This is a genomic window from Bradyrhizobium sp., assembly GCF_027307225.1.
Taxonomy (GTDB): domain Bacteria; phylum Pseudomonadota; class Alphaproteobacteria; order Rhizobiales; family Xanthobacteraceae; genus Bradyrhizobium.
Genome location: NZ_DAHUXJ010000116.1, coordinates 1 through 15,768 on the forward strand (window position 1 = coordinate 1; position 15,768 = coordinate 15,768).

Consider the following 15,768-nt stretch of genomic DNA (forward strand, 5'->3'; position numbering starts at 1 on the left):
GACTGATCTGACTCACGATTCTCGAAAATCGCCTTTTCCGCTACTGGACACGCAGTTCGCTGCTGTGGAGCTTCGAATCGAATCACAAATTGGATGATTTGTGAACATCGGCGCGGCCAATCACATGGACACTTTTGGCAAGCGAATTTCGCCTCAAGTGATTCAAGAGATTCGGTTTTCTGCGTGTCGCGGCCGCAAACTTCAGTCTAAAAGCCCCCACCCCGGCTCGCTCGGAGCGCAGAGCGCTCCTGAGCTCGCCGACCCTCCCCACGCTTTCGCGGGGGAGGGATAAGAAAGCCCGTCAATGAATCGCCGCGTACAGGATCTTGTCTTGCGTGGCGTCGGCCGCGTCGAACTCGGCGACGATGCGCCCGGTGCGGGCGACGAGAATGCGATCGGAGACCGCGAGGATTTCCGGCAAGTAGGATGAGATCACCACCACCGCCTTGCCCTCGTCGGCGAGGCGGCGGATTTCCGCATGAATGTGCGGAATGGTGCCGACATCGACGCCGCGCGTCGGCTCGTCGAAGATGATGATCGAAGGGTCCTGCACCAGCGTCTTGGCGAGTACGACCTTCTGCTGGTTGCCGCCCGAGAGTTCGACGATCCGCGCTTTGCGCTGTAGCGCGTTGATCTTCAGCCGCTCGACCCAGTAGTTGGCAAGCTTGCTGCGGCGCCCCCGCGACAACAGGAAACTCCAGCCCAGTCTCGTGGCGAGATTGCCGATATAGACGTTGTCGTCCACCACCATGGTCTCGAAGAAGCCGTTGGCCTTGCGGTCCTCGGTGATGTAGGCGATGCCGTCGTTGATCGCCTGCCGCGGCACGCGGTAGCGGATCGGCTTGCCGCGCAGGCGGATGGTGCCGCCATTGATCAGGTTTCGCTTCAGCGCGCCATAGATGACTTTTGCGATCTCGGTGCGGCCCGAGCCGATCAGCCCGGCAATGCCGACCACCTCGCCGGCATAGACCGAGAACGACATGTTCTTGACCGCCATGCCCATGGTGACGTTCTCCACCGTCAACACCTTCTCGCGGCGATGGGCGGTCTTTTCCTTGCGGCCGTAGACCGCCTGCGCCACTTCGCGGCCGACCATGTGCTGCACCAGCGCATCGCGCGTCAGCTGTTTGGCGGGCGCGGTGATCACGAGCTTGCCGTCGCGCAGCACGGTGATGCGGTCGGCGATCTGCAGCGATTCTTCCAGCGCGTGCGAAATGTAGATGACCGAGACGCCGCGCGCGCGCAGGTCGCGCACCAGGTGGAAGAAATGCACGATCTCTTCCGGCGTGAGACTCGCGGTCGGCTCGTCGAAGATGATGATGCGCGCCTTGTTGTAGATCGCGCGCGCGATTTCCACCATCTGCTTCTTGGCGGTGCCGAGCAGGCCGACTGGTGTGGCCGGATCGACATGGAAATTCAGCGACTGCAACAGTTGCTGCGCCTGGATGTTGAGGGTGCGAAAACGCGTCAGCAGCTTTTCGTTGCCGAGCTCGATGTTCTGCGCCGCCGTCATGGTCGGCACCAGGCTCGTCTCCTGATAGACCATGCAGATGCCGGCCTTCAGCGCGTCGCGCGGCTGATCGAACCTCGCTGGCTTGCCGTCGAGGATGAACTCCCCCGAGGTGAACGAAATCGCGCCGGCGATGGCCTTGCACAGCGTCGATTTGCCGGCGCCGTTCTCGCCGACCAGCGCATGCACCTCGCCGGGATAGAGATCGAAGTTGACGCCTTCGATCGCATGCACGCCGCCATAGACCTTGGCTCCGCCGATGATGCGCAGCACCGGCTCGCGCGTGGCAGTGTCGGTTGTGGAAGTGGCCGCCATTGTGGCTCCGTCGCTCATCGCAGCTCTCCGGTGTGCAGGAGCAAACGCGCCGCACCGCGCGCCGCGATGACGACGCCATATTGCGTGTCGCAGGCGCCGGTCACGCCGTGGAAGCGGCCGCCGGCCCGGCTGTGCAGGCTGTCGGTGGCATTGCCGTCGCCGTCGAGATGAACCAGAAAGCCGTAAGAGCGCGGCGGCGCCCAGGGCTTCTGGATGCCGAGCGCTTTCACGCCACCGATCTGCATCGGCTCGAGACAATCGCTGCCGCCGGCAAACGCCGGCGCGATCCAGTAGTCCGGCGCCATGGTCTCGATCATGTCCTTGCGGAAGTCGTCTTCGTTGAGCACGAAATCGATCAGATGCGTGCGCCGTGCGAACACGCCCAGGAACAAGCCGCCATGGGCGTCGAGATGCAGCCGCGCCGGATAACCGGGCAAATTGGGTGCAACGACTTCGCGCGGGCCGATACCGTTTGCGGTCAGCGCAAAGCGGCTCAATCGATGCGCCCAGCTTTCCGCGAGCCAGAGCCGTTTTCCATCCGCCGAGACCGCAACGCCATAGGGGTAGGGCAGGTCGTTCAACAACACCCGCGCATTGCCGAGATCAGGACCGCAGACAACAAGGCGTCCGTTGCTGCGCTTTTCCATCAGATCGTGCCGCCACTGACCGGGCGCGCGGCCGGTAGAGCCTTCGACCACGAAGATGCGTCCGTCCGGTGCTGCCGTCACTGCGGTGAGCCCGGCAAAGCCGCGCCCGTCAGCGGATTCCAGCCAGCGCGGACTGGGACGAGCCGGATCGAGCGCGGCGAGCCCGCGGCCGGCGACACACACGAGAAGCCTTCCGTCGGGATGGATCGCGAGGGCGCCGGCGTCGCCTTCGAACTCGGCGACGAGGCTGCGCTCGCCGAGGCCGTTGCCGCTGAGCTTCAAGACCTTCTTGCCGGCGGAGACGTAGACGCTGCCGTCCTTGGCCACGATCACATCGTCGAGGCCGGGCAGTGGATCGCCGATCGGCGCGCAGGCATCGAGGCGATCATTGGGGCTGAGCGCGCCGTCGAGCGGCGGAATGGCGTTCTGCACCCCGTCGCGGTCGACGACGCTGCGGATGTCGCGCAACAGATGATCGAACATTGCGCTATCCTCTTGCCGGGCTCTTGATGCGGCTCTTGGCGCCCCAATAGGCGTCATAGCCGCTCCATGTTTCGTCGACGCCGTCGAGCTTGATGCGGCCGATCCGGTTGTTCTCAAGCCCGCCAAGATAGAGATAGCCCTGGTGCTCGCGCATCGAGGTCAGCGTCGAATGCGAAATCCCGGTCGGATCCCACCAGGATTCCAGCGCCTCGCCGGCTTCATTGAACTTCAGCACGCAGCCATGGTTGAGCGCCGGTGCCAGCCATTCGTCGGCCGGCACCTGCTTGACCATGCGCAGGCGGAAGCCCGGCTTGCGCGCGGCAAGGTCGAAGGTCGGCGTGCGGATACCGACCAGCGCCAGCCAGTAATTTCCATCCGAAGCGCGGTTGATGTTGTCGGGATTGCCCGGCAATTCGTCGATCAGGATCTCGGTGCGGCCTTTCTTCGGGCCCTCGATCCAGTAGCGGAAGATCTTGCAGAGTGACGTGCTCGCGATCAGCACCGACTTGCCGTCATGCGAGACGCAGACGCCGTTCGGAAAATAGAAATGATTGATCACCGTGCGCGTGGTCTTGGTGGCGGGATCGTAGCAGACCACGCGTCCGTTCGGCCGCGCCTCGATGATGTCGAGCGTGTTGGTCGTCATCTCGTAGCGCGTGGTGCAATCGCTGAAATAGATCTTGCCGTCGGGCGCGATGTCGAGGTCGTCGGCCATGCGCAGCCGTGAATCGTCGTTGAGCTTGTACCAGGTGCGGTTGGTCTCATCGGTGACCTTGAAGACGTTACCTTCCGGCGCAACGCCGTAGACGCCCATGCCGGCGACCGCGACGATCAGGTTCTCGTCGCGATCGAACTGCATGCCGAGCGGCCGCCCGCCGATATGGGCGAATACCTCGCGCTTCTCGAAATTCGGCCCCGAAAAACGGATGACATTGCCGTCGCGGGTCGAGCCATAGAGGCGGCCCTGGCGGTCGAGGATGACGTCCTCCGGTCCCTCGACCTGGTCGAGGCCGATCGCCTGCGCTTTGATCAGGCGGTCGTTCTGCGCGTAGGGCGAATTCGCGCCCGGTTGCACCGACGGCGCCGGCGACAACGCGACAAAGGCCGGATTGACGTAGATCTTCTGGATCGCCTTGCCGCGGTTCTTCGACCATTTGACGTCGATGCCGACCGCAGCGAGCAGGATCAGCCCGGTCACCGCCGAGGTGACATAGCCGGGGATGCCCATGCGCACGAGGCCGTTGGTCAACAGGAAGATGATCAGCGCGCCGATCATCGCGCGCCACACCGTGCCCTTGCCGCCGGCGAGCGACACGCCGCCGAGCACCACGGCGGTCAGTGCCTGAAACTCCCAGCCGACGCCGGTGGTCGAATCCGTGCTCGCCTGCCGCGCCGCGTAGAAGATGCCGCTTGCCGCGCACAGCACGCCCGACAGCACATAGGTCATGAACAGCATGAAGCGGACGCGGATGCCGGCATGCCGCGCCGCCTTGCGGCTCGCGCCGATCGCGGTCAGGTGCCAGCCATAGCGCGAGCGCGACAGGAAGATGTGGCAGACCAGCAGCACGACGAACAGCGTGGCCGCGTTGATGGGAATGCCGAGCACGCTGCCGCCGCCGATGAAATCCCAGGCGTCGCTGTCGACCGAATTGGTCGCGAACACCTGCGCATAGCCGGTGTTGAGCAGGTTGACCGAGGCGCGCAGGATAATCAGCGTCACCAGCGTGGTGAGGAATGGCCGCGTCTTCAGAAAGCCGATCAGAAGACCGTTGATGCTGCCGAGCACGCCGCCGACGGCGAGCGTTGCCACGATCACGCCGCCGACCGGCCATTCCTGCACCAGCAGGAAATAAAGCGCCGAAAAGTTGCACAGCGCGAAGATCGCGCCGACCGAGAGGTCAATGCCGCCCGAGATCAGGCAAAATCCCATCGCCAGCGCGACAAAGCCGAACTCGGCGAACAGCCGCAGCAGCGACAGCATGTTTTGCATGGAAGCGTAGTTGGGGATCGTCAGCGCGAAATAGACCCACAGGCCGATCATCACCGTGAAGGGAATGACGGGCTCGAACCATTGCTTCAGCAATAACTCGGACAGCAACAGACGGGGCGAAAACCGCCGCACCGACGTCGCAAGCGTATCCATCGTCGACATGTTCGAAAGGACTCCTCGGGCGCCGTCCGGCGCGCGTCCCGCGCGCCGGGTCGGGGTTCGCTGGCTAGCTCTTCTTGGGAAGAGCGAAGCAGTTGGCGCCTTTGGCGTTGGTCTTATCGAGCCAGATCGGCTGCGTGTAGTATTCGAGGTTCTTGGTGCCGGGCTTCTCGCCGGATTCCAGAAGCGTCTCGGCCGCCATCATCAGGTCGTGGCCCTGTTCGGTCGCCTTGTAGCTCAGGAATTTGTAGAAATTGCCCGAGTTGACCTGGTCGCAGTCGAGCTGCGAGCCTTCGCCCGAAGCGTAGACCTTCACCTGGTCGATCTTGCCGGCATTCTTGATCGCCTGCGCCGCGCCCGATTCCATGATGCCCCAGAAGCCGATGCTGGCGCAGAGGTCCGGATGCTGCTGGATCACGGTTGCGGTCACGTTGAGCGCGGTGTTGGCGTCCCAGTTCGCCGCCTGGTTGGAGACGACCTTGATATTGGAGTCCTTGTTGAGGACCTCCATGATGCCGCCGACCTGGTCGACGCTGGCGGCTGCGGTCAATTCCCCTTGCACGATCTGCACCTTGCCGGACTTGCCCGAGCCGGTGCCGCACTGCTTGACGACGTCGGTCGCGAGCAGTTTGCCGATCTCATGCCAGTCGGCGCCGACGAACGCGCCGGACTTGTAGTTCGAGGACATGTTGATCTGGATGACGTGCGTGCCCTGCTGCTCGGCGCGCTTCAGGTCCTTCATCAGGAGCGTGACGCTCGGATTTTGCACGATCAGCACGTCCGGCTTTTGATCGACCAGCGCCGTCAGCGCCTGCTGCATGGCGGCCGGATTGTTGTTGGGATCGCGCACCTCGAACTTCATGCCGCGCCATTCGGCTTCTTCCTTCACCACGCGGCCCCACTCGTCGGATAGCGGCACGCCGAGCGCGATCGGCAGGTAGGCGATGGTCTTGCCCTGCAAGGCCTTGTCATAGGATGTGCGGAGCTCGCGCGCCGTCTTGGTCCCGCTCTCCTGCGCTGCGGCCCACATCGGCAGTGCGGCCAATGCCGCTCCCGCGAACAAGAACGCCCAGATCTTTGTCATCTTCATCGCCGTCCTCCCTGTTGGTTTTGGTTCATTTCACTTCGTTGCGAGAAACTCGTTAATCGCCCTGCCGCGCGGTTTCCTCGTCGCGGGGATGCAGCCAGTTGTCGAGCACGATGGCCGCAAGCAGCACGATGCCCTTGATGATGTTCTGGACCTCGGTGTTGACGTCCATGATGGTGAAGGCGTTGAGCAGCGTGCCGATCAGAACGCAGCCGACCACGACGCTGAACACGCTGCCGCGCCCGCCGATCAGGCTGATGCCGCCGATCACGACCACCAGCACCACGTCGAAGATCATGGTGCCTTGCGTGATGGCCATCTGCATGCTGCCGGTGGTGCCGACCCAGACGAAGCCCGCAAGCCAGGCGAGGATCGCTACAATCACATATTCCAGCACGATCAGTGGCCGCAGCGCGACGCCGGAGAGCCGCGCAGCCTCGGGATTGTCACCCTGCGCGTAGATGAAGCGCCCGACCGAGGTGCGCGACAGGAAAAGCTGGATGACGATCGCCGCGAAAGCGAACACGAAGATCGGGACCGGCACGCCAAACAGGTGGCCGGCGCCGAGGTACATCAATCCCGGCGCATCCTTCGGCGCATAGACGACCCAGGCCGGCGCAAACCAGAACGCAAGGCCGTAGATGACGAAGCCCGCGGCGAGCGTAACGAACAACGGCGGGGCCTCGACGAAGGCGATCATCACGCCGTTGATCGCGCCGATCGCAATCGCAAGCACGAGCGCGATCAGCACGGCCGATGGCGTGGACATGCCTCGCTGCATTTCGATCAGGGCAATCGACCACGATCCCGCCATGATCGCGACTTCGCTGAGGTCGATGCCGCGGCTGATGACGATCAGTCCCATGCCGAGACCGAGGATGCCGAGGATCGAGATGCTGCGCAGCAGGTTGAGAAGGTTCGAGACCGTGGCAAAACCGTTGAGCGTGAAACCGAACACGATCAACAGCGCGATCGTGATCGCGAGCACGATCTGTTCCTGATTGGTCTTTCCGAAACGGAAGCGAGGCAGACGCGTGGCGGCGAGCGACTGGTACGCTTGCGATCCAGCATCTTGCTGCGGCAAAGCCATCGTTTCCTCCAAGGTATTTTTCTTGGAGTGTAAGAGCAGCGCTCGTTGTCGGTCAAATGGACTCGACGTTGCCGCGAAGGAACTCGCGTCGCAATTTCCGCTCAGTGAAATATGAAGGGTGCGCTCACCAAGGAGCCGCGCTGCGACCAGCGTGTGAGGAGATCGGCGGCACAAGCCAACCGATCGGCGCCGCCGGCTTCAATGGCGTCGTTATAATTCGTAGAAAACGACGGCCGCCGTCCTTACGGTTGATGCCGCCGCGTGATCGCGACCTGCGCGGCCTGCGTATAAAGGCTCGAGACCAGTTCGAGATGCGAGCCGGCTGCAACCGATTTGTCGGCCCAGCCCTCCAGCGCCTCCAGCATCGGCGGCAAGGTCGTGGCGCGTAGCGCCGCATAGGCCTCCGTGACGGAGTGGCCGGTGTCGGTGGCGCGGTAGCGCGTTTCCTTGCGCGACGACGACCCTTCGGTCTCGATCAGTCCGGCCTTCACCAGCTTGCGGGTGGCATATTGCATGTTGGGGACGTCGACGCGGTTAAGTAGCTGGCCGATCTCCGAAAGCCGCTTCGGCTCGTCGCCCATCCGGATCACGTTGAGCACGGCGACATCGTCGCCTGTCAGCGGCACATCGCAGACCGCGGCCAGGCACGAGGCCTTCCAGCGGTAATAGGCCTGCGCCAGCCGTTCCAGGCGGAATTCGAACTCCGACAGCCGCCGCTCGGTCTCGGTGCGCGCCAGATGCCAGGAGCCCGGCCGCTCGCCGGTCGCCGGCTTCGGTTTGACCGCCGGACCGGTTCGTTTTGCCGCGGCCTTTTGCGTCTTCCTCAACCTCGTCTCCCGATTTTCGCTTTCGATCAGTCGCTGGATCGGCCCTTTGGGCGGCCTAGTGGAGTGGATTTGACATTCGCTACCCACTTAGCCGCGAATTCGAAAAGCGAATGTCAAATCCCATACTCCGCTAGAGACTTGAATTTGCTAGTGGTCCTTTGATTCTAACATTCGCAAACGTGCCCGCTGAGAAGGGATGCGAATGTTAGAATCGGACCACTAGTGCCGAATCTACCCTATTTACAAGTTCGATTCTTACATTAAAAATTCAAGTAATAAAACATGATGAAAAGGCATGGCCCCTAGTACTTCGGAAAGTGGGCGCTAGGTAGTCCATGCAAGGCGCCGCGCAGGCGTCTCAACGAGAAGCCGGCAAGGCTTCGAACCAGGGGAGGATTCGATGGCGGGACAATGGATCGATATTGCGGCCCAGGATGGCGGCAAGTTCAAAGGCTACCTCAGTGTCCCCGCCTCGGGCTCGGGCCCCGGCATTCTGCTGTTGCAGGAGATCTTCGGGGTCAACAAGTCGATGCGCGAGACTGCCGACTACTACGCGGAAGAGGGTTATGTCGTGCTGGCGCCGGACCTGTTCTGGCGCATGGAGCCCGGCGTCGATCTCGGCTACGGCGAAGCCGACTTCGCCAAGGCGTTCGGCTACTTTCAGCGCTTCGACGTCAACCAGTCGATCAAGGATTCCGCCGACGCGTTGAAGGTGTTGCGCGCGCGAAGCGAATGCAAAGGCAAGGTCGGCGCACTCGGCTTCTGCCTCGGCGGCAAGCTCGCTTATCTCGTCGCCGCGCGCACCGATGTCGATTGCGCGGTCAGCTATTACGGCGTCGGTCTCGAGGCCGATATCGCGGAAGCGGGCAAGGTCAAGGGGCCGATGGTCTTCCATTTCGCGGAGCTCGACAAATACGCGCCGGCTGAGGCGCGCGAGCAGGTCAAAGCCGCCTTCAAGGGGCGCTCCGACGTCGAATTCTATCTCTATCCCGGCTGCGACCACGCCTTCGCCGCGCCAGAACGCACGAGCTTCAACAAGCCGGCGACGTTGATGGCGCATTCGCGCTCGATCGCCCTGTTCCGCAAGGTGCTCGGTCCGCACTACGATCTCTCGTCGCTGTGGGACCGCCATACCGAACTCGAATTCGCAACGCGCTCGGCTGAACAGACCATGACGACCATGGTCGCCGAGCCCTATGTCAACCACATCCCGACCATGACCGGCGGCGTCGGCTATCGCGATCTCCTGCGCTTCTACAAGCACCATTTCATCCCGAAGACGCCGAAGGACACCAAGCTGGTGCCGATCTCGCGCACCATCGGTGCCGATCGCATCGTCGACGAGATGCTGTTCTGCTTCACGCACGATATCGAGATCGACTGGATGCTGCCGGGCGTGCCGCCGACCGGCAAATATGTCGAGATCCCGCTGGTCGCGATCGTGCGCTTCCGCGGCGACAAGCTCTACAACGAGCACATCTACTGGGATCAGGCCTCGGTGCTGGTCCAGGTCGGCCTGCTCGATCCGAAGAAGCTTCCCGTCGCCGGTGTCGAAACCGCGAAAAAGCTCGTCGATGAAGCCTTGCCATCGAACACGCTGATGGCGCGCTGGTCGGAGAGTTCGGGCAAATAATCGAAACGAGCCGGCTAGCGGCTCGTGGAAGTGTCGATGCAATCTGTCTCACAGCGTTGGGGTAACGATCATGATGTCTTCACTGTCTCGCCGTTCGATCCTGCAACTCGCCGGTGGCGCGGCCGCGCTGCCGGTCGCCTCCGGCCTGCTGGGTGGTGGCGCAGCCCATGCTGCGTCAGGCACGCTGACCATCGCCTACAATGTCAATCTACCGTCGTTCGATCCGACTGTTGGATTGTCGGCGGTCAATCCGACGATCCAGTCGATCTACCAGTCGGTGTTCGATCCCTATATCGGCCAGGCGCCGGATCTTTCGTTCAAGCCGGGCCTGTTGACCAAATGGGGCTGGAACGCCGACCGCACCAAAATCAACATGGAATTGCGCAAGGGTGCCACCTGGCATGACGGCTCGCCGGTCACCCCCGACGACGTCGTGTGGTCCTTGCAACGCGCGGCCGATCCGAAGGGCGGCAATCCGATCCAGTTCGTCTGGTCCAAGGTCGGCAACTACAAGATCGACGGCAACACCATTACCGGCGACGTGCTCCAGTTCGAGCCGACGCTGTTCAAATGGATGGCCTTCCTCACCGGCTATATCCTGCCGAAGGCCTATTACCAGAAGGTCGGCGCGGAGGGATTCGAGAAGGCGCCGATCGGATCGGGCCCCTACAAGGTCGATGCGTTCGAGCGCAATGCGTTCCTGCGGCTGAAGGCGCATCCCGGCTATTGGGGCGGCAAACCGGCCTTCGAGACCGTGGTGTTCAAGTTCGTCACCGACCCGACCAGCCGCGTTGCGGAGATGGAATCGGGCGGCTCGGACCTGACCTTCGAAATTCCCTATGAGGAATTCGATCGCCTGAAGGCCAAGCCCGGCCTCGCCGGTGTGGCCAAGCCGGTGTCCGACATCGCGATGATCTTTATCACCGACATCGCCCCGATGCTGGATCGCAACGTCCGGCTCGCCGCGAGCCATTCGATCGACAAGAAGGCGATCGTCGACCGGCTGCTGAGAGGGTACGGCGTTCCGATCTCGACGCTGGAAGCGCCCGGCTATGAGGCCTTCGATCCCTCGATCAAGGTGGCTTACGATCCTGACCTCGCCAAGAGCCTGCTCGCCAAGAGCGGTTACTCGCCGGACAAGCCGGTCAAGTTCACGATCCAGACCACGCGCGGCTTCAAGCCGAAAGACTACGAGATGATCCAGGCGATCGTCGGCATGTGGCGCAAGGTCGGCATCGACGCCAACATCGAGGTTTACGAAATCGCCAAGCACTTCGAGTTGCGGGCGCGCCACGCGCTGGCGCCTGCGGCCTTCTACAATTGGGGCAACGCCATCGGCGATCCCTCCACTTCGACCGGATTCGCCATGTTCGGCCCGTCGCCGCATTGCGCCTGGAAGGGCAAGGATCTGGTCGAACGGATCGGGCCGCTGTGGGGCGAGAAGGACGAGGCCAAACGCATCGCCGGCTACAAGGCGGTCGACAAATACATCGCCGAAGAGGGTGAGGTGATTCCGCTGTTCCAGTATGTGCAGCCGATCATCCACAAGAAGAGCCTGAAGGTCGTGGCGCAAGCCAATGGCATGATTCTTCCGCAACTGATCTCGCCTGCCTAAGGCTATACGGAATGGTGAAGTAGCGATGCGATGGGGCGAGATCATCCGCAGACTCGTCCTGGTGCCGCCCACTCTGTTCGGCGTGGCGGTGATCGTCTTCGTTTTGCTGCGCGTTGTGCCAGGCGATCCCATCTCAATGATGATTCCGCCTGGCGCATCGCAAGCCGACATCGGCAGGCTGCGCGCGCTTTACGGGCTGGACCAGCCGATCCTGCATCAATTCGTGAGTTGGCTGGGCCAGGTGGTGCAGGGCAATTTCGGGCGATCGATCAGCGTGCGCCAGGACGTGCTCGACCTGCTCCTGACGCGCCTGCCCGCGACCATCGAACTGACGCTGCTCGCAACCTTGATCGCGGTCGTTATCGGTGTTCTCGCCGCGCTGGTCGGCATCCTCGCGCGGGGCCGCCGTGCCGAATGGGCGGTGGACGGCGGCGTTGGCGTTCTGCTCGCGATTCCGGATTTTCTCTGGGCTCTGATCCTGCTGCTGTTGTTCGGCGTGCTGGTCCCGTTGCTGCCGATCTCCGGCCGTATCGACCCGCAGGTCGAGATCGACTTTCACAGCAATTTCTATCTGATTGAGAGCCTTTTGACCGGCCGCCTCGACGTTGCCGCGGCGCTCCTGCGCCACATGATCCTGCCGGCGCTGGCACTGGCGTTGCCATTTTCCGCCATCATCGCGCGCCTGTTGAAGGCGTCGCTGGTGGAAGCCGAAGATCAGGACTACGCACAGATCGCTCGCGCGCGCGGCTATTCGCGCCCCTCGATCCTCCTCAATGAGGTGTTTCCCAACGCGCTGATCCCAACCGTCGCGCTCGGCGGCGTGCAGGTGACCTTGCTGCTCGGCGGCACGGTGCTGGTCGAGCGCATCTTCTCGTATGAAGGGATCGGCAACATGGCGATCGATGCCGTGATTAACCGCGACTTTCCGCTGATCCAGGGACTGGTTCTGACCTTCGCGGTGTTGTTCATCGTGCTGAACCTCGCCGTCGACGCTCTCGTGACCCTGCTCGATCCGAGGCTGCGCCATGGCTGACATTGCCGTCCGTGCCATGGCCGCACCGCCCTCGCGCTTGCTCGCAGGTGTGAGGCGGGGCGGCGCGCGGCTGTGGGTCGGCGCGGCGCTGACGGCGATATTGGTGCTGGCTGCATTGCTCGCGCCGATACTCGCCCCGCACAATCCGCTCGAACAGGACCTGTTGTCGGCGCAGCTGCCGCCGATGTGGATGCATGGCGGCGATGGCGCCTACATTCTCGGCACCGACAGTCTCGGGCGTTGCGTGCTGTCGCGGCTGATCTATTCCGCGCAAACCGCTGTGATCGTGGCGCTGATCGCGGCGAGCCTTGCGGCCCTGATCGGGGTTTCACTCGGCCTATTCGCCGGCAGTTTCGGCGGCTGGGTCGATCAGTTCATCTCGCGGCTGATCGATGTCTGGATGGCGTTTCCGCCGGTGCTGCTGTCGATCGTGCTGGCGGCGGTGATTGGCGCCGGGCTGACCTCGGTCATCGTTGCGATCGTGGTGGTCGATTGGACCCGCTTTGCCCGCGTGGTGCGCGCCGAGACCATGGTGCAGCTGACCCGCGACTATGCCGCTGCCGCGCGTGCGATCGGGTTGAACCGCTCAAAAGTGCTGCGGCTGGAAATCCTGCCCAATCTCGTGCCGTTGCTGGTCACGCTGCTCGCGGTCGAAATGGGAATTGCGATTCTCGTCGAGGTGATCCTGTCCTTTGTCGGGATCTCGGTCGCCGGCGATACCCCGACCTGGGGCAGCATGATCGCCGAGGGACGCCAGATCGTCTATCAGGCGCCGTGGATCATGGCGCTGCCGATCGGTTGCATCATCGTCAGCGTCATCGGCCTCAATCTGCTGGGCGATGGCCTGCGGCTCGCGCTGGATCCGGTGCAGCGCTCATGACCGCCGCGCTCACCGTCGACAACTTGCGGATCGCGATCGGCGACACCATCGTGTTGCGCGGCGCCAGCCTCGAGGTGCAGCCGGGTGAGGTCCGCGGTCTCGTCGGCGAGTCCGGTGCCGGCAAATCCATGCTGGGACGCGCGGCGCTCGGCCTGCTGCCGTCGAACGCTTCCATCGTGTCGGGGCGTATCGCGTTCGAAGGCCGCGACCTCCTGAAAATGAGCGAGGGCGAACGGCGCAGCGAGCTCGGCCGCCGAATCGCGTTGATCCCGCAGGACCCGATGACCTCGCTCAACCCGGTGAAGCGCGTCGGCGCGCAGATCGGCCGTCTGTTGCGGCATCACCTCGACCTGTCGAAGCGTGCCGCGCTCGAGCGCGCGGCCGAACTCCTGACGGAGGTTGCGATCCGGGAGCCGGAGCGGGTGCTTTCGCTTTATCCTCATGAGATCTCCGGGGGCATGCGGCAACGGGTGCTGATCGCGATGGCGTTCGCCTGCAACCCCTCGCTCGTCATTGCGGATGAGCCGACCACCGCGCTCGATGTGACCGTGCAGCGCCAGGTACTTCAGCTCGTCGAGCGCCTCCGCCAGCGTCACGGCAGCGCCGTGCTGTTCATCACGCACGATCTCGGCGTGGTCGCGAAGATCTGTCGCAGCATGACCGTGCTGCATGCGGGCCGCGTGCTTGAAGAGGGAGAAACCGCTGAGGTGCTGGCGCACCCGCGCCACGCCTATACGCGCGCGCTGCTGGCCGCGACACCGCGCGCCGACCGGCCTGCGGAGACGCTGCGCCCGGTGCCGCCGGCGCTGATCGACCAATTATGGTCGGACGCGCGCCGGCTCGACTGGTTGGATGTAGCGAGGCCGGCATGAGCGACGTCCTGGTCCGCACCCGTGGTCTCCGCTTCGGTTATCCGCAACATGAAGGCCTGTTCCGCAAAGCTGATGTCCGCGAGGTGATCAAGGGCGTCGATCTCGCCGTGCCACGCGGCTCGGTGCTTGGCCTTGTCGGCGAATCCGGCTCCGGCAAGACCACGCTCGGTCGCTTGCTGGTTCGCCTGCTCAAGCCGACCGCAGGCCACATCCAGTTCGACGGCGCCGAAATTGGCGGGCTCGACGACGCCGCGCTGCGTCCGATGCGCGCGCGCATCCAGATGATCTTTCAGGACCCACAGTCTTCGCTCAATCCGCGGCTGCGGCTCGGCACGACATTGACGCGGCCATTGAACGCCTATGGGCGGTTGAAGGGGCGGCGCGGCCAGCGCGAGCGCGCGGCGGCGCTGCTTGATCTCGTCGGTCTGCCGGCGGAATTCGCCGACCGCTATCCGAATGAGCTCTCGGGCGGCCAGCGCCAGCGCGCCGGCATTGCGCGGGCGCTCGCGCTCGAGCCTGACTTCATCGTCGCGGACGAAATCGTGTCGGGCCTCGATGTCTCGACCCAGGCGCACATTCTGCTGCTCTTGAAAGAGCTGCGCGCCCGGCTTGGCCTCACCATGGTGTTCATCAGCCACGATTTGTCGCTGGTGCGCGTGCTCTGCGACGATGTCGCGATCCTCTATCGTGGCGAGGTCGTCGAGTACGGCCCTGTCGCGCGCGTGTTCAGCGCCCCGCAGCACGACTATACGCGGCGGTTGCTCGCCGCGATTCCACTGCCTGACGTCGAGCCGGGCTGGCTCGACGATGCTCCTGTCGTCATCAACACCCAACCTCAAGGATCAGCCGCATGACCGCGACCATCAAGGGTTCCGTTGTCCTCATCACCGGCGCCACCGGCGCGATTGCAAAGGCTCTCATCGCCGAGCTCAAGGCGCGAGGCGCAACCAAGATCTATGCCGCCGCGCGCGATATCTCCCCGCTCGCCGCCTCCAGCGGGGTGGTGCCGATCAAAATGGATGTCACCAGCGACGCCGATGTGGCGACAGCCGCCGCCCAAGCCAGCGACGTCACGATTTTGATCAACAATGCCGGCATCAATCACAACACGGCGTTCATGGTGGCGCCCGATGTCGCGATCGCGCGCGAGGAAATCGAGATCAACTATCTCGCGCCGCTCCGCGTAACCAAGGCGTTTGCGCCGGCGCTGATCAGGAACAAGGGCGCGGTGCTCAACCTCCTGACCATCCTGTCGCGGGTCAATCTGCCGTTCATGGGTTCGTATTGTGCATCCAAGGCGGCCGGCCTCAGCCTGACGCAGGGCCTGCGCGGCGAACTGGCGCCAAAGGGTGTGCACGTTGCGGCCGCGCTGCCGGGCGCGATCGATACCCGCATGACGGCGATGCTCACCATCCCGAAGATGACCACGGCGGACGCGGCCAGGGAAATTCTCGACGGGTTCGAGGCGGGCGAAGAGGAGACCTACGTCGGCGAGATGGCCCGCGGGCTCGCCCAGGGCCTCGCCGCCGATCCCAAGGGTGTCGAGCGCCAGCTCGCCTCGCCCGGCTAGTTCTATCAATCAACGGGCTAGTTCTATCAATCAAGTCTAACTGTTCAAAAAAGGAGA

At 63.4% G+C, this 15,768-nt stretch carries 13 protein-coding genes; 7 read left to right on the forward strand and 6 right to left on the reverse strand.

Annotated elements, in window-relative coordinates; all coding sequences use genetic code 11:
- Positions 1-301: 301 nt before the first annotated feature.
- The 6 genes from M6D32_RS19950 to M6D32_RS19975 form a co-directional block, all read right to left on the reverse strand.
- Positions 302-1,843: a sugar ABC transporter ATP-binding protein gene (locus M6D32_RS19950; RefSeq protein WP_298259405.1), complete on the reverse strand. Its 1,542-nt coding sequence runs from the start codon at positions 1,841-1,843 to the stop codon at positions 302-304.
- Positions 1,840-2,955, reverse strand: a complete 1,116-nt coding sequence (locus tag M6D32_RS19955) for an SMP-30/gluconolactonase/LRE family protein (RefSeq protein WP_298259406.1) — start codon at positions 2,953-2,955, stop codon at positions 1,840-1,842. Before M6D32_RS19955 ends, M6D32_RS19950 begins: the two co-directional genes overlap by 4 nt.
- A gap of 4 nt (positions 2,956-2,959) precedes the next feature.
- Complete coding sequence (locus tag M6D32_RS19960; protein ID WP_298259408.1) at positions 2,960-5,107, reverse strand: SMP-30/gluconolactonase/LRE family protein; 2,148 nt, start codon at positions 5,105-5,107, stop codon at positions 2,960-2,962.
- A 64-nt stretch (positions 5,108-5,171) separates the two neighbouring features.
- Positions 5,172-6,194 (reverse strand): sugar ABC transporter substrate-binding protein, encoded by a 1,023-nt coding sequence (locus M6D32_RS19965; protein ID WP_298259410.1) that lies wholly within the window; start codon positions 6,192-6,194, stop codon positions 5,172-5,174.
- A gap of 52 nt (positions 6,195-6,246) precedes the next feature.
- Positions 6,247-7,281, reverse strand: coding sequence for an ABC transporter permease (locus tag M6D32_RS19970; RefSeq protein ID WP_298259412.1), 1,035 nt, complete (start codon positions 7,279-7,281; stop codon positions 6,247-6,249).
- Between the two features lie 242 nt (positions 7,282-7,523).
- Positions 7,524-8,108 (reverse strand): winged helix DNA-binding protein, encoded by a 585-nt coding sequence (locus M6D32_RS19975; protein ID WP_298259414.1) that lies wholly within the window; start codon positions 8,106-8,108, stop codon positions 7,524-7,526.
- 400 nt (positions 8,109-8,508) lie between these two features.
- On the opposite strand from M6D32_RS19975, the gene M6D32_RS19980 reads away from it, so the two are divergent.
- The 7 genes from M6D32_RS19980 to M6D32_RS20010 all read left to right on the forward strand — a co-directional run bounded on the left by M6D32_RS19980 (position 8,509) and on the right by M6D32_RS20010 (position 15,711).
- On the forward strand, positions 8,509-9,741 hold the full coding sequence (locus M6D32_RS19980) for a dienelactone hydrolase family protein (protein WP_298259416.1): 1,233 nt from the start codon (positions 8,509-8,511) through the stop codon (positions 9,739-9,741).
- 73 nt (positions 9,742-9,814) lie between these two features.
- The gene (locus M6D32_RS19985) at positions 9,815-11,356 is read left to right on the forward strand and encodes an ABC transporter substrate-binding protein (protein ID WP_298259517.1); all 1,542 of its coding nucleotides are present in this window, start codon (positions 9,815-9,817) and stop codon (positions 11,354-11,356) included.
- Positions 11,357-11,381: 25 nt separating this feature from the next.
- Positions 11,382-12,389 (forward strand): ABC transporter permease, encoded by a 1,008-nt coding sequence (locus M6D32_RS19990; RefSeq protein WP_298259418.1) that lies wholly within the window; start codon positions 11,382-11,384, stop codon positions 12,387-12,389.
- The gene (locus M6D32_RS19995; protein ID WP_298259420.1) at positions 12,382-13,269 is read left to right on the forward strand and encodes an ABC transporter permease; all 888 of its coding nucleotides are present in this window, start codon (positions 12,382-12,384) and stop codon (positions 13,267-13,269) included. Before M6D32_RS19990 ends, M6D32_RS19995 begins: the two co-directional genes overlap by 8 nt.
- Positions 13,266-14,141, forward strand: a complete 876-nt coding sequence (locus M6D32_RS20000; RefSeq protein ID WP_298259422.1) for an ABC transporter ATP-binding protein — start codon at positions 13,266-13,268, stop codon at positions 14,139-14,141. The genes M6D32_RS19995 and M6D32_RS20000 overlap by 4 nt, the downstream gene beginning before the upstream one ends.
- On the forward strand, positions 14,138-14,995 hold the full coding sequence (locus M6D32_RS20005) for an ATP-binding cassette domain-containing protein (protein WP_298259424.1): 858 nt from the start codon (positions 14,138-14,140) through the stop codon (positions 14,993-14,995). The genes M6D32_RS20000 and M6D32_RS20005 overlap by 4 nt, the downstream gene beginning before the upstream one ends.
- Positions 14,992-15,711: an SDR family oxidoreductase gene (locus M6D32_RS20010; protein WP_298259426.1), complete on the forward strand. Its 720-nt coding sequence runs from the start codon at positions 14,992-14,994 to the stop codon at positions 15,709-15,711. The genes M6D32_RS20005 and M6D32_RS20010 overlap by 4 nt, the downstream gene beginning before the upstream one ends.
- Positions 15,712-15,768: the final 57 nt, after the last annotated feature.

Bases quoted from the DNA above. Each gene is read 5' to 3' on its own strand.
- M6D32_RS19950 (WP_298259405.1), bottom strand. From the start codon at position 1,843: ATGAGCGACGGAGCCACAATGGCGGCCACTTCCACAACCGACACTGCC.
- M6D32_RS19955 (WP_298259406.1), bottom strand. From the start codon at position 2,955: ATGTTCGATCATCTGTTGCGCGACATCCGCAGCGTCGTCGACCGCGAC.
- M6D32_RS19960 (WP_298259408.1), bottom strand. From the start codon at position 5,107: ATGTCGACGATGGATACGCTTGCGACGTCGGTGCGGCGGTTTTCGCCC.
- M6D32_RS19965 (WP_298259410.1), bottom strand. From the start codon at position 6,194: ATGAAGATGACAAAGATCTGGGCGTTCTTGTTCGCGGGAGCGGCATTG.
- M6D32_RS19970 (WP_298259412.1), bottom strand. From the start codon at position 7,281: ATGGCTTTGCCGCAGCAAGATGCTGGATCGCAAGCGTACCAGTCGCTC.
- M6D32_RS19980 (WP_298259416.1), top strand. From the start codon at position 8,509: ATGGCGGGACAATGGATCGATATTGCGGCCCAGGATGGCGGCAAGTTC.
- M6D32_RS19985 (WP_298259517.1), top strand. From the start codon at position 9,815: ATGTCTTCACTGTCTCGCCGTTCGATCCTGCAACTCGCCGGTGGCGCG.
- M6D32_RS19990 (WP_298259418.1), top strand. From the start codon at position 11,382: ATGCGATGGGGCGAGATCATCCGCAGACTCGTCCTGGTGCCGCCCACT.
- M6D32_RS19995 (WP_298259420.1), top strand. From the start codon at position 12,382: ATGGCTGACATTGCCGTCCGTGCCATGGCCGCACCGCCCTCGCGCTTG.
- M6D32_RS20000 (WP_298259422.1), top strand. From the start codon at position 13,266: ATGACCGCCGCGCTCACCGTCGACAACTTGCGGATCGCGATCGGCGAC.
- M6D32_RS20005 (WP_298259424.1), top strand. From the start codon at position 14,138: ATGAGCGACGTCCTGGTCCGCACCCGTGGTCTCCGCTTCGGTTATCCG.
- M6D32_RS20010 (WP_298259426.1), top strand. From the start codon at position 14,992: ATGACCGCGACCATCAAGGGTTCCGTTGTCCTCATCACCGGCGCCACC.